19 protein-coding genes are annotated in these 25,357 nt (G+C 36.4%); 9 read left to right on the top strand and 10 right to left on the bottom strand.

The window, feature by feature from the left end; genetic code table 11:
* Positions 1 to 336: 336 nt before the first annotated feature.
* From EA412_10045 to EA412_10035, 3 genes are all read right to left on the bottom strand, one after another.
* Positions 337 to 873 carry a hypothetical protein gene (locus tag EA412_10045; protein ID TVR77866.1) on the bottom strand — a complete coding sequence of 179 codons (537 nt, stop codon included), beginning with the start codon at positions 871 to 873 and terminating at the stop codon, positions 337 to 339.
* Positions 874 to 1,110: 237 nt separating this feature from the next.
* Complete coding sequence (locus EA412_10040) at positions 1,111 to 3,387, bottom strand: TonB-dependent receptor (protein ID TVR77865.1); 2,277 nt, start codon at positions 3,385 to 3,387, stop codon at positions 1,111 to 1,113.
* Positions 3,388 to 3,507: 120 nt separating this feature from the next.
* Positions 3,508 to 4,794, bottom strand: coding sequence for an amidohydrolase (locus EA412_10035; protein ID TVR77864.1), 1,287 nt, complete (start codon positions 4,792 to 4,794; stop codon positions 3,508 to 3,510).
* Between the two features lie 273 nt (positions 4,795 to 5,067).
* Between EA412_10035 and EA412_10030 the strand changes: the two genes are divergently transcribed.
* Positions 5,068 to 6,228: an ATP-binding protein gene (locus EA412_10030; GenBank protein ID TVR77863.1), complete on the top strand. Its 1,161-nt coding sequence runs from the start codon at positions 5,068 to 5,070 to the stop codon at positions 6,226 to 6,228.
* A gap of 179 nt (positions 6,229 to 6,407) precedes the next feature.
* Entirely contained in the window at positions 6,408 to 7,724 is a 1,317-nt protein-coding gene (locus EA412_10025; protein TVR77862.1) for an alpha/beta hydrolase, read from the top strand.
* Between the two features lies 1 nt (position 7,725).
* On the opposite strand, the gene EA412_10020 is transcribed toward EA412_10025, so the two are convergent.
* A complete protein-coding gene (locus EA412_10020; protein TVR77861.1) occupies positions 7,726 to 8,883 on the bottom strand; it encodes a formiminoglutamase in 1,158 nt (385 codons plus the stop codon).
* Between the two features lie 87 nt (positions 8,884 to 8,970).
* Between EA412_10020 and EA412_10015 the strand changes: the two genes are divergently transcribed.
* Entirely contained in the window at positions 8,971 to 9,918 is a 948-nt protein-coding gene (locus EA412_10015) for a hypothetical protein (GenBank protein TVR77860.1), read from the top strand.
* Between the two features lies 1 nt (position 9,919).
* On the opposite strand, the gene EA412_10010 is transcribed toward EA412_10015, so the two are convergent.
* Both EA412_10010 and EA412_10005 read right to left on the bottom strand, forming a co-directional pair.
* A complete protein-coding gene (locus EA412_10010) occupies positions 9,920 to 11,932 on the bottom strand; it encodes a T9SS C-terminal target domain-containing protein (GenBank protein ID TVR77859.1) in 2,013 nt (670 codons plus the stop codon).
* Positions 11,886 to 12,800: a TIGR01777 family protein gene (locus tag EA412_10005; GenBank protein TVR77858.1), complete on the bottom strand. Its 915-nt coding sequence runs from the start codon at positions 12,798 to 12,800 to the stop codon at positions 11,886 to 11,888. Before EA412_10005 ends, EA412_10010 begins: the two co-directional genes overlap by 47 nt.
* 197 nt (positions 12,801 to 12,997) lie before the next feature.
* Between EA412_10005 and EA412_10000 the strand changes: the two genes are divergently transcribed.
* The 6 genes from EA412_10000 to purQ all read left to right on the top strand — a co-directional run bounded on the left by EA412_10000 (position 12,998) and on the right by purQ (position 20,904).
* Entirely contained in the window at positions 12,998 to 14,791 is a 1,794-nt protein-coding gene (locus tag EA412_10000) for an ABC transporter substrate-binding protein (GenBank protein TVR77857.1), read from the top strand.
* Between the two features lie 9 nt (positions 14,792 to 14,800).
* Entirely contained in the window at positions 14,801 to 16,294 is a 1,494-nt protein-coding gene (locus tag EA412_09995) for an ABC transporter permease (GenBank protein ID TVR77856.1), read from the top strand.
* Positions 16,295 to 16,319: 25 nt separating this feature from the next.
* Complete coding sequence (locus tag EA412_09990; GenBank protein ID TVR77855.1) at positions 16,320 to 17,642, top strand: ABC transporter permease; 1,323 nt, start codon at positions 16,320 to 16,322, stop codon at positions 17,640 to 17,642.
* Positions 17,643 to 17,725: 83 nt separating this feature from the next.
* Positions 17,726 to 19,198, top strand: coding sequence for a hypothetical protein (locus EA412_09985; GenBank protein TVR77854.1), 1,473 nt, complete (start codon positions 17,726 to 17,728; stop codon positions 19,196 to 19,198).
* Entirely contained in the window at positions 19,198 to 20,196 is a 999-nt protein-coding gene (locus EA412_09980; GenBank protein ID TVR77853.1) for a hypothetical protein, read from the top strand. Before EA412_09985 ends, EA412_09980 begins: the two co-directional genes overlap by 1 nt.
* Before the next feature lie 9 nt (positions 20,197 to 20,205).
* Entirely contained in the window at positions 20,206 to 20,904 is a 699-nt protein-coding gene (gene purQ / locus EA412_09975; protein ID TVR77852.1) for a phosphoribosylformylglycinamidine synthase subunit PurQ, read from the top strand.
* On the opposite strand, the gene EA412_09970 is transcribed toward purQ, so the two are convergent.
* The 4 genes from EA412_09970 to EA412_09955 all read right to left on the bottom strand — a co-directional run bounded on the left by EA412_09970 (position 20,901) and on the right by EA412_09955 (position 25,344).
* On the bottom strand, positions 20,901 to 22,565 hold the full coding sequence (locus EA412_09970; GenBank protein TVR77851.1) for a hypothetical protein: 1,665 nt from the start codon (positions 22,563 to 22,565) through the stop codon (positions 20,901 to 20,903). The two genes, purQ and EA412_09970, sit on opposite strands and share 4 nt — an antisense overlap.
* Positions 22,565 to 24,427 (bottom strand): tRNA uridine-5-carboxymethylaminomethyl(34) synthesis enzyme MnmG, encoded by a 1,863-nt coding sequence (gene mnmG, locus EA412_09965; GenBank protein TVR77850.1) that lies wholly within the window; start codon positions 24,425 to 24,427, stop codon positions 22,565 to 22,567. The genes EA412_09970 and mnmG overlap by 1 nt, the downstream gene beginning before the upstream one ends.
* Before the next feature lie 75 nt (positions 24,428 to 24,502).
* Positions 24,503 to 24,928 (bottom strand): rRNA maturation RNase YbeY, encoded by a 426-nt coding sequence (ybeY, locus tag EA412_09960; protein TVR77869.1) that lies wholly within the window; start codon positions 24,926 to 24,928, stop codon positions 24,503 to 24,505.
* 17 nt (positions 24,929 to 24,945) lie between these two features.
* A complete protein-coding gene (locus EA412_09955) occupies positions 24,946 to 25,344 on the bottom strand; it encodes an ATP-binding protein (protein TVR77868.1) in 399 nt (132 codons plus the stop codon).
* Positions 25,345 to 25,357 lie beyond the last annotated feature (13 nt).

Raw genomic sequence — 25,357 nt, 5'->3', positions numbered from 1 at the left:
TTTCTTGTCCGGTAGCGGGGGCGCTACGGACAGGCTGTTGCTACGGATAGGAGGGGGTTAGTTGAGTTTATTCCCCAAGTCCGTAGTTCAAAACTACTGACAGCTACCTTTTATTGAGGTTAAAGTACGGGAAATGAGGTTAGAGCCACTCGCTTGAATATGTGGCAGCTATCTATTTACAAAACTCTCTTTTTTCTTAAAATTTCTTTTTTAATCCTACTTTTCTTTTTTGATTTTGAGTGTTTTTGTGAATTAATATATTCACTAATTTTTTTTTCATCTTCTTTGGACAATGGTTTTTGCCCACCGACAGAATCTACATCTAATTCTTTAATTTTATTTTTTTTCATTTTCAAAATATTTATTGATTAGTTTTAAAGCTGCATCAGTTTGACTAATCATTATCTGATTACCGATATGGACTGCTTCTAATGTTTCAACGTAATGTTTGATAAGTTGTGATTTTGAAATGAATGAAACATTCCCTTCATGTCCTCTTTGAAAAGACAATTTACATGCAAAAGCAATCAAATTGCCTGGTACACCTTGATAAACTTTTGATTTACCTTTATTAAAAGGTGCATTTTCAATTAAATGAACAAATACATGGTCTGCTTTTACTTCAAGGCTCATTAAACCTTGTATAATGTTTGGATTGTTTAAAATAGAAAGTTTATAAATATCCCTTTCCGGTTGTTTAAACTCAAATTTCCAATCAAAAACCCAACCTTCTTTTTTGGCTACTAATTTGAAGTCTTCATTACTGCATAATATTACATCAGTTTGAAAACTATCACCGGTAACCACGTTTTGAATTGAATTTGTCAGATAATCAACTTCAAAATCAAGCCCTTTTGGATCTCTATGATTCATGTATAAATACAATTAACTTAAAAGAAAAACATCCCTTAAATATAACTAAAAGCTTTGAATTCTATAAAATTACAACTTTTACTCAATACATTCAACCATAGTTACCAAATCCCCAAGTCCGTAGTTCAAAACTACAGCTGTTGCTACGGACAGGCTCTGTAGCAATGGAAGTGGCAGCCCATATTCTAAATAAACTAAGTCTCAAAGAATTAGGAAAAAAGGAAAGCAACCCTCTACCTAAAAGCTAAAATTATACCCAAGTAAAAAATTCCTTCCGGGCATTGGATTATTTCGTTCAGTGACTCTGGTCAGGTGGTCTCGATAGGATTCATTCAATAGGTTTTCAGCGCGAACAAAAAACAAATGCCTGCCATGAAAATCAAGCCTGTACCCGGCATTAAGACCTAAAAGAAAGTATTCACCACTCGGCTCCTCCAAAGGCGCAGTCTCCATTTGTGATGCAACATACCTAAGAGCTACAGAAGCATAAAACCGATTGTTGTCAAATCCAAGCTCTCCTCCAAATCGAAAAGGTGGAATAAATGGCAGGTTTTTCTCAAATTCTTTGCCGCTTCTTCCTCTTACATAATCCGCTACAAAGTTTGCATATAGGTTCTCTGTCATATTCAATAATACCTGAAACTCTCCTCCACTCAAGTTTGCGCGATTACTTTCGTAAATAAAAATCGGCAAACCCGAACCGGAATCTATTTCCCCGCTTGGTTGATAGGTAATAAAGTTTTCAATAGTATTTGAGAAAACAGCAAACTCCAATGATAATAATGAATAATTCCATTTAATAAACAAATCTGAACCAAGAGAAGATTCTACTTCTAAATCCGGATTGCCAATTTCATAGGCTCCGGCACCTATATGCGCTCCATCAGAAAACAACTCTTCCGTTGTAGGGTTTCTAAATGAACGGGCAAACTGTCCGCCAATCTCCAGACCTCTAAGTGGTTTAAAGTTGAATCCGGCAGAAGCTGAATAGTTAAGCATTGATCTTTCAAAAACCGGCATGTCCGGAAAAATATCCCTGTTAGGCCGGGTTCTTAAAAAATTATATTCCAATCTGCCTCCAAATTGCAGCCTGAAAGTTGGAAAAAGTGGGATCTCCTGAAAAGTAAATAGCGCCACATTCATATTTCCGTCACCCGGTGAAAAAGCCTCGTCACCACCTATCTCCATTGTCCGGCCATACACATTCAAACCAATAGCCCCCTGATCGAAAATCCAATACGGTTTGTGTTGCAATATCAATGAAGAACTCAGGCTCAGCTGCTCAAATTCCAACTCAACATCTTCGTCTAAACTTCCGTCCGGCTCTATCTCCATTTCTATTTCTTCCTGATAAAAGCGGGAAGCATGTATTCTGAATTCAATGTTTTCTATAAAGCTGTTTGTCCGAAAAACCGTTTTTCCCTGTAATGCTTGTCTGTTAAGGCGAATTTCTACAGATTCATCCGGATCATCTATTGCTTCCGGTAATCCATAAACCATATCTGTTGCGCTAAAGCTCAATCCTGTACTACTATTTTTCCCTCTAAAACCGGCTCCAAGCGCACCTTCATACTGAACAAGTTCAGTTCCCGGCAGTCTCCCTTCAGGGGTATTCATTTCTCCGGCTGAGCGATACCCAATCCTACCAGTGATAGCTGCATTGTCCCATCCATAATTAAAACGTCCCATGCCACCAAACATATTATTGACCGTTGCTCCCTGCAATCGCAATTTGCCTCCGGTTCCCGGCTTCCAATTTTGAGGTATATCGGCACTTATCATGTTTACGATGCCTCCCAAGGCATTGGAACCATATAACAAACCGGCCGGACCTCTGATAATTTCAATACGTTCCATAGCCATTGGGTCAAGCGTAACTGCATGATCATGGGCGGTAGCTGATAAATCACCCATGCGCTCACCGTTTTCTAAAACCAAAACCCTGTCGCCATCAAATCCACGAATCACCGGACGGGCATTGACTACCCCGAATGAACGCATAGAAATCCCTGCCATCCCATCTAAAGCCATTCCCAAACTGACATTTGTATTTCTTTGTAACTTTTCTCCACTTAAAACTTCCGCTGCCTGAAATTGAAAGCCTGTGCCGGTAGGTGATGCTGATATGAAAACTTGATCCAGCCCAATTTCACCGGGCATCAAGGCTATCGTTAAAACCTCTTTATCATATGGTATAGTTACTTTAAACTCTTGAGGAACATAGCCAACATAGGTGAATTGCAAAGTATATTCTGCCTCTTCCGGGAAAAATAACTTTAACTTGCCGTTTAAATCCGTACTTCCAACTAATCTTGTTTCTTTTACCATGACAGAAACACCCGCTAAAGTTTCTCCCGAAGATTTATCTTTTGCCAGTATATTTAAAGTGTTTTCTGCTGAAACATTCATGGAAAAGGAAAACAAGAGGAAAAAAAATCCTGTAATTACACACAACATATTTTTCATGTCTATAAACTTTTTATTTCTTACAAAGTTAATAATAGTTTTTTTCATTGCAAAATATTTTTTTAGACTTGTCTAAAAATTAGCGCAGAAAATGTTTTTCTTTATCAATGCTTTGAAAAAAAGTCAGCTTGGTGCTACTAAAAGTAAAAAGAAAAAAAAGCAGTGTACTTATTCATATCGCTGCATGAACTTTTCATACAAACGTTTTTGCTTATCATCCAGGTCAACTACCCGGCCCTGAATAAAAGCATGAGTGATATCATTGGTGCGCATATCCATAACATCTCCTGTAGAAACAATAATGTTGGCATCTTTTCCGGACTCCAGACTACCGGTTCGGTCATCAATACCTAAAATTTGGGCAGGATAAAGTGTTAATGATTTCAGCGCTGCTTCTTTTGAGAGTCCGTGTGCAGCAGCAGAGCCTCCCATAAACGGAAGATTTCTTTGTTCCCAGGAACCGGTTAAACTAAGTGCAAAGGTTACGCCCGCTTCATAAAGTTTTGCAGGTGCACTGTAAACCATGGCTATATCATCATCCTGTCGGAGTGGTAATGAATGAATTCTTTTATAAATAACTGCCACATTCTTTTCTGCTAAAAGATCTGCAACCAAATGAGCATCGTCAGCACCTACAATTACTCCCTCCAGGTCAAACTCTTCCAAAAACCGCACAACAGCTTTAATTTCTCTGGCTGATGAGGCAGCAACAAACAGTTTTTTGTCCTTAGTAAAAAGGCCCCTCATTGCTTCAAACCTAAGATTCTTAGGCCGGTGGTCTTCTTTTTTTGCATATGCTCCGGCTTCTCTGAAGTAGCTAAAAATATCATCCACCTGTTCCATATAATCATCATTGGCGTGTATTCCACCCGGCTCAGCCCACCAACCTCTTCTCACATACATCGACGGCCAGTTAAGATGGACGGCATTGTCTGTCTCGTAGGCCGCGTCTTCCCAGTTCCAGGCATCCAATTGAACTACAGACGAAGTTCCCGGTATTCGTCCACCCTGAGGCACAATCTGAGCCAACAACATGCCATTATTGCGAATAGTAGGAATAATTCTGGAATCTGTATTATATGCTATTAATGAACGTACATTCGGGTTCAGGCTACCGGTTTCATCAAAATCTCTGGTCGCTCTGACAGCACTGATTTCCACTAAGCCCAAAGTCGTATTACATGCAATTAAACCCGGATAAATATGACTGCCCTGAACATCTATAACTTCAGCATTTTGGGTAGGAACATCCGCTGTTGGACCAACATGTGTGATAATACCGTTTTCGAAGCGCACAGCTCCATTGGGAATGATATCCCCGGAGACTGTGTGCAAAATCCCATTTCTAATAACAACAGGTTCTGTCTGTGGTTTTCCCGGAGCAGGCACCTCTCCTCCACCCTTTACTGAAGAAACTATAAGAAAACAAACTAAGGAAAAAAATAACTTGCGCATTAGTATATCATTGAAGAATCATAAAAACATGAAAAAGGCAATCGTCAAACAAATTTAACAGAAAGATTCAATATTTAAGTCCTACTTCAAAACTTTTAAATGAAAATCTAAGATATAAGCAGATAAGTAAGTTAAAAAATAAAGCAAAAATGATTTGCCCTTAAAAATTATATCCCGTCTGAATAAAAAAAGCATAAGATTTATTTTTTGCAAATGCGTTAATTTTATAACTTTATAGGAATATATTCTGTTTTATATATAAATTTAACACAAATGATAAACAGAGCACTTGAAAAAGAGATTTTAAAAGAGTTGTTTAAAAAGAAAACTATTCTTATTCATGGGCCGCGCAGAGCCGGTAAAAACACATTAATCCATAATGTTTTTATCAAAACCAATTACAAATGGTTGTTTTTGGATGGGGACGATTTTGATGTACGCAATTCTTTAGAGTCTGCAAATCCTGATTTTTTAAACGCCTTATTTAAAAAGCACAATGTCATTTTTATTTATGAGGCTCAGCAGATAAACAACATCGAATATTTAATAAAAACTATCCGCAAAAAATTTCCTAAAAAGCAACTGATTATAAACAGCTCTGTACAATTAGATCAACTAAATAATTTTATCGAAAAAAACAATAAACACCTTAAGACATATCACTTATGGCCTTTAAGCTTTGAAGAGATTCAAAAAGGAGAGGACATACAAGCGGAGGAATTAGATGAATTATTGATTTACGGTCTTTATCCGGAAATTCATCAGGATGATGTGGATAAGGATATCATACTTTACAATCAATTTAAGCAAACGCTATACAAAGACATACTTCCGTCTGCAAAAATCCGCAAACCGGACATCATGCATAAACTAATCAGGGAGCTGGCGAATAAAATAGGACAGGAGATAAACTATAAGCAATTGGGTTCTTTATTGAATGTAGATGCTAAAACGATAAGCAGTTATATCGAAATTCTTGAGAAGTCTTTTATCGTTTTCAGAATTCCGGCTTACAGTAAAAAACAGGAATATGAAATCAAAAAAAACCAAAAAATCTATTTTTATGACAATGGATTACGCAATGCAGTTATTGAAAATTTCAAGCCCTTAGCCGAAAGAAAAGATTTAAAATATTTGTGGGAAAACTTTCTGGTCAGCGAAAGATTAAAGCTGCTTAGCAACAACAATACAGAAACAGCTAAATACTTTTGGAGAACTAAACAACAGCAAAAAACAGATTATATTGAGGTTTCCGCTAAAAGCATGAAGGCATATAAATTTGAATGGGACCCAAAAAAGAAAATCAAAGCATCAAAAACATTTGAAAAAACATACCAAACGAAAGTATTGGGAATTACCAGAGATAATTTTAAAAGCTTTTTGCTCCGCCCCGTCAGTAAAGAAAAAAGAGGTCTTTTGGCTATACTTTCATAACTTTTTAGGCTCTTAATCCTTTATAGTTATGTTTAAAGTCGTTTTTTTCATTGCGAATAGCTTTTTTCAACAACTTTTACATTTCTCCTTTTCCGGAATCTTTTTGTTAAAAAAATCACTTTTTCCAAAAAATGTATTTATTTTACTGAATTGTATACCTTGCTAAATCAACCAAAACGATGATGAAAAATATAATTACAGCCGTTCTCATTTTATCCATGTTTAGTTTCTTTTCCTGTAATAAAGACGAAAATGATGAATATGGACCGAAAGACCCTATTTGTGATGATTCACGCACACCCATAGTTTTTATTCATGGCCTGCTGGCTTCAGGAGATACCTACGCCAATCAATTTATGCGCTTCAGCTCAAATAAATATTGTGAGAATTTGATGTTTGCTTTTGATTGGAACACCTTAAACCAAAATGCCGATCACGAAACGAAACTTGACTTATTTATTGATGAAATATTAGATAAAACAGGTGCAGACTTTGTTCATTTAGTTGGGCATTCATCCGGAGGGAATTTATCTTACAGCTACTTATCCGACACTCAAAGAGCTTTGAAAGTAGAAAAATATGTTCACATAGGAAGCGGGGAAAGACCCGGACCGGCCGGTGCTAATGAAGAAGTTCCTACTATGAATATATGGTCACCGGATGATAAAATTGTTTCAAGCAGTAATATTAACGGTGCAGAAAATGTTGTAATTCCGGGAAAAGACCATTATGAAATAGCCACTTCTTTTGAAACTTTTGAAGCTATGTTCACCTTTTTTAATCCGGATAAAACACTTGAAACAACGGGAATAACTCCGGCTACAAAGGCAGCTGTTTCGGGTAAAGTTGTTACTTTGGGAGAAAATAATCCGGTAAACGGAGCAACTGTTTCCATCTATGCATTAAACAGTAATACAGGAGAAAGAACAACAGAGGAACCTCTTTTTGTTATAAATAGTCAAAGTGACGGTAAGTGGGGTCCGGTGGATTTGCAACCGGGAATTCAACATGAATTTAAAGTCAACACAAACATAGCCGGTCAAAGAAACTTTCATTACTTCAGACAAGGTTTTGAACGCAATAACAGTCTTGTATATTTACGGGCACTCCCGGAATCAGGCTCCATACTTGACTTGGTTTTAAATGATTTGCCGGAAGATGACAATCAAAGCCTACTCATTGTTTTTTTAGCAAATCAGGGGCTTGTATATGGCAGGGACAATTTAAAGATAGACGGCTATGAGCTGGCAACAGAAGAGTTTGCCGATCCTGATGAAAATGTAATCGCCTTGTTTTTATATGATGGTAACAATAATGCTCAAACCGACCTGACTTCTCAGGGACTTTTTGGAAATTTTCCTTTCCTGGAAAGCATCGACATGTATTTTCAAACTCAGCAAAAACAGTTTATTGAGTGTGAGTTCAATAATGAAATACTGAGAGTGCCTAATTTAAAATCAGAATCGGAAGGAGTCGTGATAGTCGTCTTTGAATAAATCAATCAAAGCCCATTCTTTTTCGGGCATTAAAAAACTTTTCAGGAATTTCACCCTGACAAGCCATTAGATATTCATTGTAAGAGCAGGGTATCGTTTTGTGTTGTGAGAATTTTTCTGCCGGCTCTTCATAATGTTGTATCCACCAGCGGCCGCTTTTTTTACTTTTCCAAAAAACAATATCTCTGTCAAGCGTTTCATTCGTAACCATATATTGAATGAAGTTGTCCATATTTTCTTTTTCGGGATAGTCATTCTTTCGGTTGTAAAAACCTTCTATAAAATACCAACACATTTGAGCTGCAAGCATAGCCGTCTGAGCATCGGTATCCCTACTTTTATTATACTCAAAAATACTGATGGAACTGAGTTTATCACTAAGACCTGCATATCGACAAACGGCACATGCCTCTTCTCCGGTAAATCCGTTTGGAGTAGGCTCATTTACGCCCAAAGCATCTCCACTTTTTAAACTATTGAGATTAAAGCTTAGCATATCGGCATCTCTGACAATAGGCTCAGCCTCTTTAAAATCTTGTCTTAATTCCCCCAGACGATATGTGTTAAAACTAAGCTTTTCTAAAGTGTCAATATACTTAGGGTGTAAAAAATAACTTTGATACCCTAAAAGAGAGAAACTAAATAAAAAGTTAGGTTCAGAGATAAAAGTTTTTGTCAGATAAGAGTTGTTGTCAAAGCGCTCCATATAATCTTCGAGCTTTACATACTCATCTGCCAATACCATTTGGACATGTTTCTGCAATTTTACGTAGGCCAGATATTGGGCATAGGCAAAAAATTGAGCATTCCCCAATAAAATAACCGTTCCCTTTTTCTGTAAAACCTCAGCTAAAATAGAAGAAAGGTTTTCCAGATTTTTTTCTTCCCCCATATCAATCAGGTTTCCCAAATCAGCAATTTTGACTGACTTCCATGGTGCGACGAGTTCATAGAGTTTTTGCCGGATAACATTTGACTGAAAGCGATTGTTTTTTTCACCCTCAGCTTGCTTAAAATCCTCTGCTGCAATAATGTAAAGGTCAAATTGCTCGTTTTCTATGAGGTCATGGTCGAAAACCACTCTGTTTACCAGTTTGTTAATATCATTGTTACCATTAATTCGCCCGGGTTCAAATTCTTCTAAAAAGACTTTTAGCATAGGGATTTTTGGGTAAAATTAGTTTTTATTTACAAATAGGAAAACAAAAACCGAAACAACTAAATCAAAAATGATTAAATTTAGTGTATGAAATATTTTTTACTTCTTTTAAGCTTAGTTCTGAGTCCGATTTTTGCGCTTAATTTATATGCTGAAGATGTACGGGATCTTTTAATTTATAATTCAGATAAAGAGCTGATAGCCTATATTAAAGATAACAAACTCCACAGCTCAGAAAATAAGATTTTGTATAATGCTGTGGGCAAAATTATATTCACCGGTGACAATGACAGGCGGAGAAATATGAAATGGATGGTACAAATACCGAATTTTACGGGTTCCCGAAGTGGAAAACTCACCCGGCCAAACAGCTCCGGAGCTGACTATACTACTCATCGATCAGGATTTTTTTATGGCGACAGAATAATGGAGTTTAATGCAAATTTGATGCTTCGTTTAATTCAGGAAGAAGATTCTTTGTGGTTTAAAAAAGGACTTTCAGAAGAAAAAATCGGTTTTGGCATTTCATCGGCTGAGGAAATTCCGGTTACACACCTTGTAATGGCTTTTCAGTTTATAAAAGACTATGAAGTGCTGGATGCATTCGTAAAAGGTCAAATTGCTGAATGGAAACCTGAGGCAAAAAGCAGTATGGGCAGTGGTACTATAAGACCCTTGTGGGAAGGTGCCAGAGACGAGTTTATCTGGGACGGACAAGTTTTGAAAAAAAGATGGTCTGCCGGCGACCAGGAATGGACTTTTGACGGAACAATACTGAGAAATACCTGGACAGGCAGTGAAGATGAATATGAGTGGGATGGAAATATTTTAAAAAAACGCTGGGGAATGTCCGGTGAAGAATATGAATGGGACGGAAGAACTATGCGAAGAAGGTTTGACAGCAGGTACCAATATTCGAAAAGCGGAAACGTAATTCGGAGGGATTTCACCAGTGCAGACAGAGATGAATGGGAAATTCAGGGAGACATACCTATTCCGGTAATAATGTTAGTGATTTTCAGGATTGCTAAGTAATTTATTGCTTTACAAACTTTTTTTGAAAACTCTCTCCTCCCGAAATTACCTCTAAAAAGTAAACTCCTGCACTTAAATTATCGGTGTTTAAAGTAATATCGGTATTTTTTAATATCAGACTTTGCTCCTCATGAGCCAATACTTTTCGACCGCTAACATCTAAAATATTCATAACCACCGGTTCGCTTATTGAGAACAAAAAACGAACATTCAGTTCATCATTTGCCGGCACCGGATAAATCCGAAATGGATTTGCTCTTAGGTTGTTTTTTATATCCGGATCGGGAACGACTTCTTTTTCCATCACTAACCAAATATCCGGATCCAATTGGATAGAGTCTATTGAAAAGTTAATATTTTCAGCAAACACCTGTTCCGGAAAATTAGTATCAAAAACATAGTCTATACTATCTCCGGCCCCGAAAACCCTAACAGGTATTTTTAAAGGAAAAAAATCTACCGAGCTATGTGATGTTTTTTGTACAAAACGCATTGTCAGCTCTCCGGATTCATTTTGATGCCAATTAAGAGTTACTTGCGGGTGACCTTCAGAATATAACCAGTTTTCAAAAAATAAGCTAAGACTTTTACCGGATGTGTTTTCAAAATGATACTTTAAATCATCCGTAGTTGCAAAACCATAAGCAAGTTGCGGGTCGGAAATATAATTTCTGATGGCGTCAAAAAAGTCCTCGTCTCCTATTTTCCAACGAATCATATGAAGCAAAAAAGAAGCTTTGGAATAGGAGAGTCTCCCGTTAAAAATCCGCTGAACATTATCTGCCTCATATACATATACACTCCCGTCCGGCTCACTTAGTATTCTTTGAAGATGAAAGTTTTGATACGGGAGGCGATAAATTGGCTTTAAGAACTCATATGCCAGTCCGGCAAGATAGGTAGCAAAACCCTCATTTAGCCATATCTCACTCCAGGAAGCACAGGTGATTTTATTCCCAAACCATTGGTGTGCAAGCTCATGAGCTATCAGCTGATAATCATAACTACCCATAAAACTGATTGTTTGGTGCTCCATTCCTCCGGAAAAACCACATTGCACGTGGCCATATTTTTCATCAATAAACGGATATTCCCCAAATAAATCGGAGAAAAACTCTAAAAGGGCTATTGTTTCATCAACCTGAGTTCTAAAGCCGGCTTCAGAACTGGGATAAACATAATGCACCAATGGCATCTCTTTTCCATCGAGCATCACGGTATCTTCAAAAAACACATAGTCACCTACTGCAAAAGCAACCAGATATACAGCAATTGGGTATCTATGTGACCATTTCCAGGTTTGATAGCCGTTTGTTTCCGGTTTCACTTCTTTGAGCAAACCATTAGAAACAGCTTTGAAAGGTTCCGGAACACTTATATAAAAATCTAAGGAATCTATTTTATTAGCAAGATTGTTTACACTGGGCCACCAATTAGATGCACCAAAAGGCTGAGATAAAGTCCAGATTACGGGAGAGTTGTCTACAAACTCCCGGGAATAACTGCCAAATCCTCCGGAGGGCGGTTCACCACTATACCAAATGGTTACTGAATCTGTGATACCTGCCGGAAAAGTGGCAGAACCGGTAATTTCTATTTTATGCGCTAAATGTTGATACCCGACCGGCTGATTATTAATTTTTACCGAATCGACTTGCATTTCCTGATGCAAATCAATACTAAGAGTATTTGTATTTTCTTTCGGAATAAAATATTTGGTGACAGAGCCTTTCAAAAACGTTTCATTGGGATCAAGGGCGATTTCGAGTCGGGCAAAATGAATATTTAAATTCGTATTTGAGCTTGCCTGTCGTAAAAAGCTTTGAGTTTGGTATGTTGTTTTAAGCTCCGATTTTACAATATAATCAAAACCCCTTTCTATTTCCTTTAGTTTATCGTCAGCAATTAAACTCAGCGGAAAAATTGAAATGAAAAAAGTCAAAAAAAACAGGTCACAGAATTGCCTTTTAGCTTTTCCCATATATTTCTTTAAGTGCTGATTCTGCATCATCATATTTAAACTCAAAACCTGTCTGTGTTATTTTCTCGACAGAAGCTCTTTGACTACTTAACAATATAGATGCCATTTCTCCCAGAGCAATTTTTAGAACAAAAGCCGGGGTGGGAGCCAAAAGATGTCTTTTGTCAAGCACTTTTGCAATAATGCTTACCATTTCTTTATTCGTTACCGGGTTCGGAGAACCGGCATTATAGACTCCTTCAACTTTTTCTGTTTCCAATGTGTGTAAAAACATTCTTGCGAGGTCTTCAATATGAATCCAGGTGTAATATTGTTTACCATCTCCAAGATATGCTCCTATGCCCATTTTAATCGGCATATCTATTTTTTCCAATGCACCTCCGTCTTTTGCCAAAACAATTCCCATCCTGAAAATTGCAGTCCTCACTCCGGCTTCAGCTACTTTTAAAACTGCATTTTCCCAGCTAATACAAACATCTGATATGAAAGAGTTTTTCGGAGGTTTCTCCTCTTCGTTTATCCATTTATCTTTTTTATCACCATAATAATCGATGCCGGAGGCAGAAATAAACACCTGAGGTTTGAATTTTCCTTCTTTAATTAAGTCAGATAAAAAGTTCGTTGTTTCGACTCTGCTGCTTATAATTTCCTTTTTTCTGTTTTCTGTCCAGCGTTTATCAGCAATACCGGCTCCGGCAAGATGAATAACTCCAAAAACATTTTTCAAAGCCTCAGCATCAATTTCAGCTTTTTTTGGATTCCATTGAAATTGTTTTGGTTGAGCATTTATGTCGGGATTTCTACTTAACACACCTACTTCATAACCCTTGTCAGTTAGCATTTTACCGAGAAAAGTGCCAACTAAACCAGAGCCTCCCGTTATTAATATTTTTTGCTTCATAATTATCGACTATTTATCTAATTTTAAAAAATGATTTGAAGATATTTCAAAATTTCTATTTTTGCTTTATTATTTATGTACCTAAAATAGAAAAAAGTTAGACTTTTTATTCAAAGAATATTTTGTTAACTTTAGTTCACGTCAATTTTAGGTTATATTTGTTTGAATAAATTTTTAAGTAAAATCATCAGTAAACAATGAACAAGTTAAGAAGTGTTAAAGTTTTAGGAATATTAATGATTGCGGTTGCAGGCTTAATCCAAAGTTGTTCCACCGGAGCACAAAGAGATTTAAGCAAAAATGAAGTGGTTATTCATATGCTTGCAGATGCCGACATGCTATTGCCAATCAATTCAACCAGTGCAAACTCTACTTATATAGAGGGAAATATTTTTCAATCTTTGCTAGGCAGAGACCCCGAAACTCTGGAGTTAGTAGGAATTTTGGCTGTTGACCGCCCAATAATTGAAGAAATTGACGAAGGTGAATATGAAGGTGGCATGAGAATCACTTATGAAATTCGCCCGGAAGCGCGCTGGGATAATGGTGACCCAATCACGGCACACGATGTGGACTTTACTTTTAAAGCCATTAAAAACCCTAGAGTAAATAATGAACACCTTAAGCCTTATATGGATTTTATCAAGGAAATTGTCATAGACGAAGAGAACCCAAGGCTTTTCACTCTTTATTCTGACCAAAGATATATGTTGGCAGAAGAGTTTAGTGGCTACATCGTACTACCGGAATATGTTTACGATCCCAACGGCTTAATGAGAAATTATAGCTTAAAGCAACTTTCTGATCTAACAGAACTTGAAAAGATAAGAGGAGACAGGGCTATCATAGATTTTGCTGATAATTTCAACTCTGAGAGATACCAAAGAGAAATTGGATATGTTGTAGGTTCAGGTCCTTATGAATTTAAAGGTTGGGCAACCGGACAAAGAATTACACTTCAAAAGAAAGAAGACTGGTGGGGAGATGAACTGGCAGATCGTTACAGTTGGTTTCAGGCAAACCCACAAAGAATAGTCTATGAAATTATTAACGATATGACAACCGCCGTTACTTCTTTGAGAGATCAAGGTCTTGATGTGATTGCCGGCTTACGTCCAAGAGATTTTATAAACTTAACAGACGATAGCAGATTTCAGCAAAACTTTAACTTGTATTCTCCTATAGCATACAGCTATGTTTACATTGGTATGAATATGAGAATCCCAAAGCTGGAAGATGTTAGAGTTAGAAAAGCATTAGCTCATTTAGTTGACAAAGAACAGATTATTGAAGTAATTAATTACGGTTTAGCAGAGGAAACCATAGGCCCGATTCACCCGACTAAAGAATATTATCACGATGGATTGAGACCTATAGATTACAATGTAGAAAGAGCTCGTGAGCTTTTGGCAGAAGCAGGTTGGAAAGACCTTACCGGTGACGGTATTTTAAACAAAGAAATTGATGGTGATATGGAAACTCTCCGTCTTGAGTTTTTATACAATTCCGGTAATGATATCCGTAGAAATATTGGTTTGATTTTTAAAGAAAACGCACGCAGAGCCGGAGTAGATATAGATGTACAGGTAAAAGAGTGGACCGTGTTTATTGACTTAACAAAAAGTCATCAGTTTGAATTATTCTGTGGTGGCTGGATTAGTGGCCCGGGACTTGATGACCCTAAGCAAATCTGGCATACTGAATCTTCCAATAACGGCTCAAATTATGTGGGCTTTGGTACAGAGGAGTCAGACATGCTTATTGACAGCATTCGGGTTGAACTGGATCCTGAAGTTAGAAATCAGATGTACAGAAGGTTTCAGGAGATTGTTAGCGAAGAGGTTCCTTACATTTTCCTATATACTCCCAAAAACCTTTTAGCAATTCATAGCAGATGGGACAATGCGGAACCATCCATTTTACGTCCCGGCTACAACGAGACCTCTTTCAAGTTAAAGCCTGAATTTACAGAATCTTCAATGACTCAATAAATAAAGTGTATGTTTAATTATATCCTAAAAAGGATTTTAATATTTATTCCAACTCTTTTCATTATTTCACTTATTACATTTGCTTTAAGCAAAATGGCACCCGGTGACCCAATTGAGCAAATGCTTAGTGCCGGGTCTGAAGAAGGTTTGACAGACAGAATGGCCGGAGAAAGGCAGTATATAGAGTTGACCAGACGTTTTGGGTATGATTTGCCGAACTTTTATTTTTCACTAACAAGTGCCGCTTATCCTGACACCCTTTACAGAGTTTACAGAACACATGAGCGCAGTACGCTCTCCCGACTGATTGACAAGCATGGAAACTGGGAAGAGATACAGGAGTATTATAATTCAATTCGCACTTTGGAGTTTGCGCTTTTTAATGTTCCCAGAGTTGCTGAAAACTTTGAGGGTATCAGAACCATAAGAGATCAGGTAAACAGACTTTATCGTACTTATGATGACAGAAGAATTAATAACAGCATAAACCTCATTTTACAGGTTCAGGCAACCCAACCGGCTTTCGGAGCTATAGAGTCTGAGGTATTGGCTTTAAGTGAAAATTACAAAAATGTAGTAGAGAATCAAACACACTATAAAAAATATATACCAAGCATAAGTTTTTATGGTGTTAACAACCAATATCATCGTTGGCTATTCGGAGATAAATCCTGGTTATATTCTTTAACTTTCAGAGATGACAGTGCTCTGGATTTTCGATCAAAAGGGTTTTTCAGAGGTGATTTCGGTATTTCTTTTCAGGACAGACGACCGGTATCCTCCGTTATGTTCGAAGCTATAAAATGGACGTTTATTTTAAATTTTGTTTCTATAATTATTGCATACATAATCAGTATTCCTATTGGAGTATTGACAGCTGTAAAAAAAGACACAGCATTTGACCGGGGGGCAACCGCCATCTTATTTATTTTGTATTCCCTCCCCGGATTCTGGGTAGCAACTCTATTAGTTATTTACTTTACTACGAATGATTACGGGACATGGACGAACTTATTTCCAACTCATGGTTTAGGTAGTCTGCCCGATACAGCACCTTTCTTTGACAGATTCAGAGAAACTGCCTATCATTTAATATTACCTATTTTTTGTATCACCTATGCTTCATTTGCTTTTATAAGTCGGCAAATGCGGGGAGGCATGTTGGGTGTAATCCGGCAGGACTTTATCAGAACAGCCAAGGCAAAGGGTCTTGACGATAAAACTATTATTTGGAAGCATGCTTTAAGAAACTCTCTGATTCCAATTATTACAATGTTTGCTTCACTATTTCCTTTGGCAATCAGTGGATCAGTTGTTATTGAAACTATTTTCAGTATTCCGGGCATGGGACAGATTAGTTTCCTTGCGGTTTTAAGCAGAAATTATCCGATTGTATTTACTGTTTTAATGTTTTCAGCTGTTTTGACCTTAATAGGAAACTTAGTTGCTGATATACTTTATGCTATCGTTGATCCAAGAATTTCATTTACAAAGAAAGGCTAAATAAAGCTTTGAAAAATATATTTTCATGAAAGAAGAAAAATCAACAGAACCGGTAATAATACCGGCAAATCAAAACAAAACCGATCAAAGTTACTGGGCAATTGTCAGAAGACAGTTCAATAAAAACAGATTAGCTGTTTGGTCTTTACGGTTTTTATATTTTATTCTTTTTATTGCTTTAATGGCTGACTTTATAGCAAATGAAAAGCCCCTTTATGCAAAGTATGAAGGCAAAACCTATTTCCCTGTTTTTCGATCTTATTTAGTAAATGCAGGCCTGGCTGACTGGCAGGATGAAATCCGAAATGCTGAATGGAAAATTTTGGAATACGACCGGGTAGTTTGGCCGCCGGTACCATACAGGCCTACGAATATTGATTTTCTAAACAGTAATTATGTTGGTCCGTTTGACGATCAGGTAGTTCCTTCACCCCATTGGCGACATCGATTGGGTACAGATGAGCTTGGGAGGGATGTTCTTTCCGGCATGATACACGCCACCCGAATAGCCATGCTGGTAGGAGTGGTCTCCATGTCTATAGCTGCCTTTTTTGGTATTATTTTCGGAGCAATGGCCGGCTATTTTGGAGATAGTCGGCTTCAAATGTCGCGAATACGGCTTTTATTAAATATCTTTTTCTTAGTCATCGCAATTTTCTACTCCTTTGGTGTAAGAAGCTATATACTAAGTGATGCTCTCGGCGCCGGTCTAATGGCATTTTTGGGTCAGTTTTTAATAAGCTTGTTTATCTTCATGGGTATAATGCTGATTCCAAATCTATTGGCAATACCATTAAAGAAAGTTGCTGTGCTCGGTAAAAGAATAAATATAGCTCTGGATATCATTGTAATGCGATTTATAGAGATTTTAACCTCTATTCCTACATTGCTGTTGATATTAGCTATCGTGGCGCTAACACAACCCAGTATCATTATAATAATGGTAATTATTGGGATTACCGGATGGACAGGAATCGCCCGATTTATCAGAGGTGAATTGCTTAGAGTTAGAAGTCTGGAGTATATAGAGGCTGCTCAGGCTTTAGGTTATTCCGAAGCCAGAATTATTTTTAAACATGCGATTCCGAATTCATTGACGCCGGTATTAATTGCAATTGCTTTTGGTGTGGCCAGTGCAATTCTTATTGAATCTACATTATCCTTTTTAGGTATTGGTGTACCGGCAGAAGTTGTCACCTGGGGGTCTTTGCTATCAGATGCCAGAAACGTTCCGGATGCATGGTGGCTTGCAATATTCCCCGGTTTTGCGATTTTTATAACCGTAACTATTTTTAATTTAATTGGGGATGGATTAGCAGACGCTTTAGATCCAAGGTTGAAAAAGTAATTCTCAGCCTTTTTCTGAGGAGTATTATTTTTCTATAAAATTATAGAAGAAAGATTTTATAAATTCTTTCGTTATACAATCAAATGAGTTCAAAAGCCGGCTTTATTTATTTAATTCTCTTTGTGTTGATGTTCACTGAAATTTCAGCACAAGTCATCTCATACTCTTCTCCACAAAGATTATCTAACAGAAGTAGCGGAATTCGTATTTTAGGAGAAACAAAAGAAGGAATCCTTGTATACAAAGCCGGAAGAAGAACCGATGATATCGATATTTATGGAAGTGACCTTAGATTAAAGGCTGAAGTCCGTATTACTGCGAATTGTAACAACTGCTTTGCTCACCGTTTCTATATTTTTTACGATAGAGTTGTCATTTTCTTTTTGCAACAGGAAAGAAACTATTCAGTTCTCCACTACAGAGAATATACTGCAGGCTTAAACCCTATAGGCTCTGTTTCTGTGTTAGATACCATACCCGGAAATAAGGAATTCGTTTATGATAATTTGCGATTTTCGATTTCGGAAAACAGAGAATATATTTACTATGCTTATCCCGAACAAGAAAGCAGAAATACTACTTCCTATTATGTGCACGGCTTTACAAGAGACTTATCATACTTTGCCTCAGGCAGAATAGAAGCAAGTAAAATATTTGATTATGTGAACTTGCATTCTCTGCATGTAACGAATGAAGGAAAGGCTTTTTTGATTGAAGAAGCTTATGAAAACATTCGCTTAAGCAGAAGCCTGAATGAATTTGTTATCAATAAATTTAACCCGGAAAGTCCTCAAGCTATCAAAAGTTATACATTCATTCCCGAAAAAGAAAACAGAGGGAGAGTTGTTTTTAATGTAGACAATTTTAACCGGTCTTTCTTAGCCCATTCCTATTATAAAGATTCATCCGGCAATAATAATATTAAAGGAATTAACTATTTACGAATCGACAGCACATTTAGCATAGCTGTACAAACTTCAATTCCTTTTACAGGTGAAATAATTTTTAGCTTAACCGGAAGAGACACGCTGATAAGAAGCCAAAGTCTGTTAGAAACTTATAACTTATATCAGGTTGTTCCATTGTATGATGGCGGCTTTGTAACTATAGGTGAAAGCCGTCATGACAATTTGGAGTCATACAGAGGGTCTGCTACATCAAGCCCTTCACTAACACCTGGTTTCAGGTCTGTGAACATTAACTACTTCAACGATATTTTAGTAGTGGCATATGACAAAAATGGAAATTATTTATGGCACAATGTACTTATAAAAAAGCAGATTTCTGAAGATGACAGAGGCTTCTTTTCTTCATATTATTTGGTTAGAACTCCGGATAGATTACGTTTAATTTTTAATGAAGAAATATTTTATCAAACCAATATCAATGAATACATTATTGATGAAAAAGGTAGAAGCAATCGAAATAATATTTTTAATTCCGGTGACAGAAATATAATGCTGGCTCCTCGACTTGGAAGGCAAATCTCACCCAACACTGTAATTATTCCGAGTTTTAGAAGAAACAATTTCAGATTGGTGAAAATACGTTACTGATGATTTCACTGTTTAAAAATCAAGGTCCGCTCACTATCCCGGTTCTTTTCCTTTACACTCTTTGTCTTAAATTATTTTTATTTTTCTACAATGACGGTATTGCAGAAACACCTGAACTCAGTTCTCATTTATTTCTAACTCTGGTAACTCCTTTTAGTGAATATATTTTCATAAATACACTTTTCTTTAATTTTTTTTTCTCTGTGGTTTTGGTTCATCAGAGTATACTTATTAGAAATATAAATGATCAAGCAGAATTTTGGAGCAAAGGAACCTCTCTACCCTCCCTGTTTTTTGTAACATTCTGCGTATCTATAACTCAGTTTAATATTTTGCTAACACCTCTTATAATAGGCAACTATTTTATACTTTACGCACTTAAAAGCTATATAAACCTTTATAATGAGGTTAACTTCAAAGAGATTTTTTATCTCGGACTTTTTGCAGGAATTGCTGCTATATACCACTTTCCATTAGTTTTTATTTCTGTTACTTCAGTTCTCTACCTAATTGTCTATATAAATGCTTCAATTAGATTACATCTGGTTCTGCTAACAGGAATTGTTTGCTCCTTGTTTTTAATCTCCTCAACATACTTTCTTCTTGATAAGCTAGATTTGTTTGCAATTGAAAATATAATTCGGTTTACAAAAGCACCTTTTAGCCCTGAAGCTTTAACAACGGAAATTCTTTTTATCTTCTCATTCCTGATAATTCTAAGCTTTATAGGTGTTGGAAATGTAAGTAATTACTTCAACAGAATGAATGTCAGAACCAGAGCTGTATGGGGAAGCCTTTTTATAATGACAGTAATGTCTTTATTTGCAATCTTTTTAACTACAGACGGAAAAGTAGTTCATTTTTATTTTTTAGGAATACCCTTTAGTTTTTTAACCGGTAGAATATTTTATCTTTTTAAAAAAAATATTACAGGTGAATTGATTTTCTTAGTTTTGTTGTTTCTAATAATAAACTTTCAGTTCTCTTTATTCTTTTAAATCATAAATATGCGTTTTGGAGTTGTTACATTTCCGGGGTCTAATTGCGATTACGATATGATTCACGTTCTACGTGAAGTTTTACATCAGGATGTAGAAGCATTGTGGCACAAAAATGAAATTCCGGATTACTTTACTGAAGATGATTATCTGATATTGCCCGGTGGGTTTTCATACGGTGATTACCTAAGGTCGGGTGCTATAGCCAGATTTTCAAAAATTATGGAAAGTGTCATAAGCTTTGCTGAAAGAGGAGGAAAAATAATCGGCATTTGTAATGGTTTTCAAATTCTTTGTGAAAGTGGGCTTTTGCCGGGAGTGCTTGTTCGCAATCAAAATCAAAAATTCATTTGTAAAAACATTTACATTAAACAATTGGAAAATAACTCTGTATTATATAATGAAGAGTTGCAAAATACGGCATTAAAAATTCCTATTGCTCATGCAGAGGGTCGTTTCTATGCTGATAATCAAACGCTTAATGAGTTAAAAGAAAATAATCAAATAGTATATCAATACTGTGATGTAAATGGCGATATTATAGATTCAGCAAACCTTAATGGATCTGTAATGAATATAGCCGGTATTAGCAATAAAAAAGGTAATATAGTTGGATTGATGCCTCACCCTGAGAGAGCTGCCGAAAAGATTCTTGGAAATGAAGACGGGCGTTTAATACTTGAAACTATCTGCAAGTTGGCTTACTAAAAGTCAAAGTCATTTATTGTAATTTCAGATTCCCAATTTGCACGGACGTCAATAGTACCCGGATAATATAAAATTGGTTCAGGCTGTCTTTTGATGTTGAAGTTTCCCGGATTCCAATAACCACTCCTACTTAAATCTTGTATAAATCTCAATTGATAGCTTGCCGGTGGAATGTTTCTTAATCTTATACTTTCAATAAAAGGTGGGTTTATGATTTTTTGAAAATGTATATTTTCTTCTCCCCTGCTACTGGTAAAAAACTGCATTATATACTGATGCTCATCATCTGTAATAGAAAGATTAATACTAAATGCACCTAATGCATTCTCTTTGGCTACTGCTATATTAAAGGTATCGGTAGTTAATGGATAATATAAATTACTTTTACTTAAAAAGGCAGAGTCTAAAAACACTAATTTGTACTCTGTGCCTTCTTTTAAGTCTGCAGTCAGGATAAAACTCCAAGGTCTATTAGTTATTATATCATTCGATAAAACATCAATTTGTACCGGTATAGAGTCTTTGGTAAAAAGTTTTATAGCCTCTGCATTAAACATTTCAATTTCATCTGAGAAAAGAAACTTTAAACTAACATTTCCCGGTGATATTTTGCTAAAATTAGGCTGCTCCAACAATTCAAACTGAGCTTCTTCAAATGGTGACAATAGCAAGGTATCACTTCTTACATTATTGACTTCTACAACAAGGTTTAAACTATCTTTAACTATTGATTGAGTGATAAATAGAGTATCTAAATTGAGATAGTGATTTAAGTAATCAACTCTATCCTCTTGAGCCTCTTTAGTTTGTAAGCTAATTGTGTCAATTGGACGTGAGTAAATAATTTTCTGAATATGCTTGCTTAAGCGTTTTTGTTCTTTAATTCCCGGGCGTCTGGAAAACTCTTGAAATAAAAGTAAGTCTACGTCTGCTAAGGAAGTATCCGGATAAATAGCCAATGGTTCTTCTTTAAATGCAATTCTTTCGTCACTCAGGTCATATATAAGATTAAAGTTTTTATCTTCTAATGCAAAAATATAGTATTCCCCTTCTTTTATATTGCTTAATTCAAATCTTCCATTATCATCTGTTCTGGATATGTAAAGGGGCTTTTTCTTATATACGGCTGAATCTTCAAAAGATTCATAAAGAGATACGGTAATTTGCTTTTCCGGATTGTAATTAAAAGCATTTTTTACAGATCCTGAAATTGATAGTGAATCGATAAAGTCACCTGTTGAAAAAACAAATTTATAATTTTCCAGAACATTACCTTCCGTTATATCACGAATTGCTGCACCAAAATTTATAACATAAGTCGTTTCTTCTCTTAAGGTATCGTCAATTAAAATAACAAGATTTCTGCCCCGAATTCGATATTCAGGGTTATTTTTTAACAGTGGTGATATAATTATTTGTTGCTGAGGGTTATTTAATTCTACGAACTCATCGAATCGTATTCTTATTTCTTTAGGATTTATGTTTGTGGAATTATTCGGCGGGGATTCTTCCAGGACTTCAGGAGGATCTTTATCTATTGGACCTCCCGGGGGAGTCACTATATTCGCACAAGAATTTAATCCTATAAGCATTACAGGAAACAAAATTGTTTTCAAAATCAGGTTTGAATTCAAAATATAATATCTTTTCTTTATTATCATTATCTCCCTAAGTGCACCATTAAAACTGAAATATCTGAAGGGTTTACGCCACTAATTCTACTTGCCTGACCCAGAGAAGATGGCTTAATTTCTTTAAGTTTTTCTTTGGCCTCAAAAGAGAGTGACTTTATTTTATCATAATCAAAGTTTTGATTTAGCCTAATATCTTCCAGTCTTTCCATTTTTTCTGCATTCTCTCTTTCTTTCTCAATATACCCACTATACTTCAACTGAATTTCAGCAGCGGACAAATCATTATCTGAAAACTCACTCAATAGATTTTTCAAACCGGAGCAATTCAATGTTAAGTCTTTCAATGAAATGCGTGGCCTCATAAGAATGTTTTCCCATCTCAACTTTTGATTTATTGGAGCAGAATCCATTTCTTTCAAAAATTCATTAATTTCATGGGGAGCAACACTATTCGTCTTTAAAATTTTTTCAATAGCAACAATTGTTTTTGATTTTTGCATAACAGCCTCGAAACGCTCCTTTGTAACAATTCCCAGGTCATAGGCAATGGGTGTCAATCTGGTATCTGCATTGTCCTGGCGCAGCAATATCCTATATTCAGCCCTGGATGTAAACATCCTGTAAGGCTCATCCGTACCCTTATTAATTAAATCATCAATAAGAACACCGATATATGCTTCAGACCTTTTTAAAACAACAGGCGATTGACTTCTAACCTTCCTTACCGCATTGATTCCTGCCATTAACCCCTGACACGCCGCCTCTTCATACCCTGTCGTTCCATTTATTTGTCCGGCAAAATAAAGGTTTTCAACCAATTTAGTTTCCAGCGTATCTTTAAGCTGAGTGGGTGGGAAAAAATCATATTCTATAGCATAACCCGGCCTAAACATTTTTGCCTGCTCAAATCCGGGAATTTTTCTTAAGGCTTTATATTGCACATCTTCTGGTAGTGAGGTGGAAAATCCATTAACATAAACCTCAACAGTATCCCACCCTTCCGGCTCAACAAATATCTGGTGTTGGTCTTTATCTGCAAATCGATCAATTTTATCTTCTATAGAAGGGCAATAACGCGGCCCCAAACCTCTAATTCTGCCATTAAACATGGGAGAAAACTCAAAACCCTCTTTCAAACAGTCATGCACTTTGCTATTTGTGTAAGTAATATGACAACTCCTCTGCTCTTTAGGCAAGTCTATGTTTTGAAAAGAAAAACCGGATGGTACATCATCCCCCTTTTGCTCTTCCATAGCTTCATAATTCAATGAACGCCCATCTATTCTGGGAGGCGTTCCCGTTTTCATCCTCCCATACTTAAAGCCTAAAGAGATTAATTGCTCTGTAATACCTTCCGATGCCCGTTCACCGGCTCGCCCTCCACCAAACTGCTTCTCTCCAATATGAATCAGGCCATTTAAAAAGGTGCCATTTGTTAAGACAACAGCTTTGCTTCTAATTTCAATGCCCATTCCGGTCTTCACACCTGCCAAGTGACCCTTTTCTATTAAAAGCTCAGAAACCATATCCTGCCAAAAATCGACTCCGGGGGTCTGCTCAAGCATATTTCTCCATAAAGTCGCAAACATCAATCTGTCATTTTGTGTCCTGGGGCTCCACATTGCCGGACCCTTTGACTTATTTAACATCCTAAACTGTATAGCGGACCTATCTGAAACAACTCCGGAATAACCTCCAAGCGCATCTATTTCCCTAACAATTTGCCCCTTTGCAATTCCACCCATAGCCGGATTGCAAGACATTTGTGCAATTGTTGTCATGTTCATTGTAATCAACAAAACAGACATACCCATATTAGCAGAAACCGCAGCAGCTTCACAACCTGCATGACCGGCACCAACAACTATTATATCATATTCTTTAAACATAACTTTCAAAAGGTTTCACGTGAAACATCTAAATTTTATTCTACAACTTACCTTATTAATGTTCCACGTGGAACATCAAACTTCTTTCCAAAGCTCTAAGGCTTTATTCTCCATAATCGTCATGATCTCTTTATCTTTTGCCAACTTATCCTTAAATCCGAATAAATGTAATAAGCCATGAGCGACAACTCTTCTTAATTCTCTCTTAGGTGAGGTTTGAAATTTAATAGCATTTTCCAAAACCCTATCATAGCTTATAAATAAATCTCCGGAAATTAATTTCTTATTTACAGACAGATCGAAAGTAATTATATCGGTATAATAGTCGTGATTCAGATGCTTCCTATTAATTTCAAGCAGATAATCATCTGTACAGACGATCAAGTTTATATGCTCTATTTTCTTCATGTGGCTTTTAGCAAGGAGCTTTAGCCAGCTTTTGTACTTTTTCTTTTTCTTTTTCTTTAAGTCTAAGGTTTTATTCAAAAAATGAAACTGTATGCTCAATATATTCGACTTTATAATTTAAACGTAAGAGCAACGGTATTTCCTCCGTTCGTATACTCTACCTCATCACTTAATTGTTTCATCAAAAACACACCCCTGCCTGTCAGTTTCTCCAGATTTTCAGGAGAAGTCGGGTCAGGTAAATTTTCGTAATCAAATCCTTCACCTTCATCACTAACTAAAAAGACCATCTTTTCTCCATCGTATTTACACACGACTGTAACTAACTTGGAATCATCTAGTTCATTACCATGTATAATTGAATTATTAACAGCCTCGGTTAATGAAATAAGCATATTCCCAAAAATGTCTTCCTTCACTGAAAACTTATTATACATTTCATCAAGAAATGCTTCAACCTTATTTATATTCTCAGGTTTTGAGCTTATGCTTATTTTAAATTCGTCCATAGTTTTTTGTTGT

The sequence above is a fragment of the Chitinophagaceae bacterium genome (assembly GCA_007695095.1).
GTDB lineage: Bacteria > Bacteroidota > Bacteroidia > Chitinophagales > REEL01 > REEL01.
Note: the sequence above shows the minus strand (reverse complement) of the source record. Positions and strands in the feature narration are given on the sequence as shown.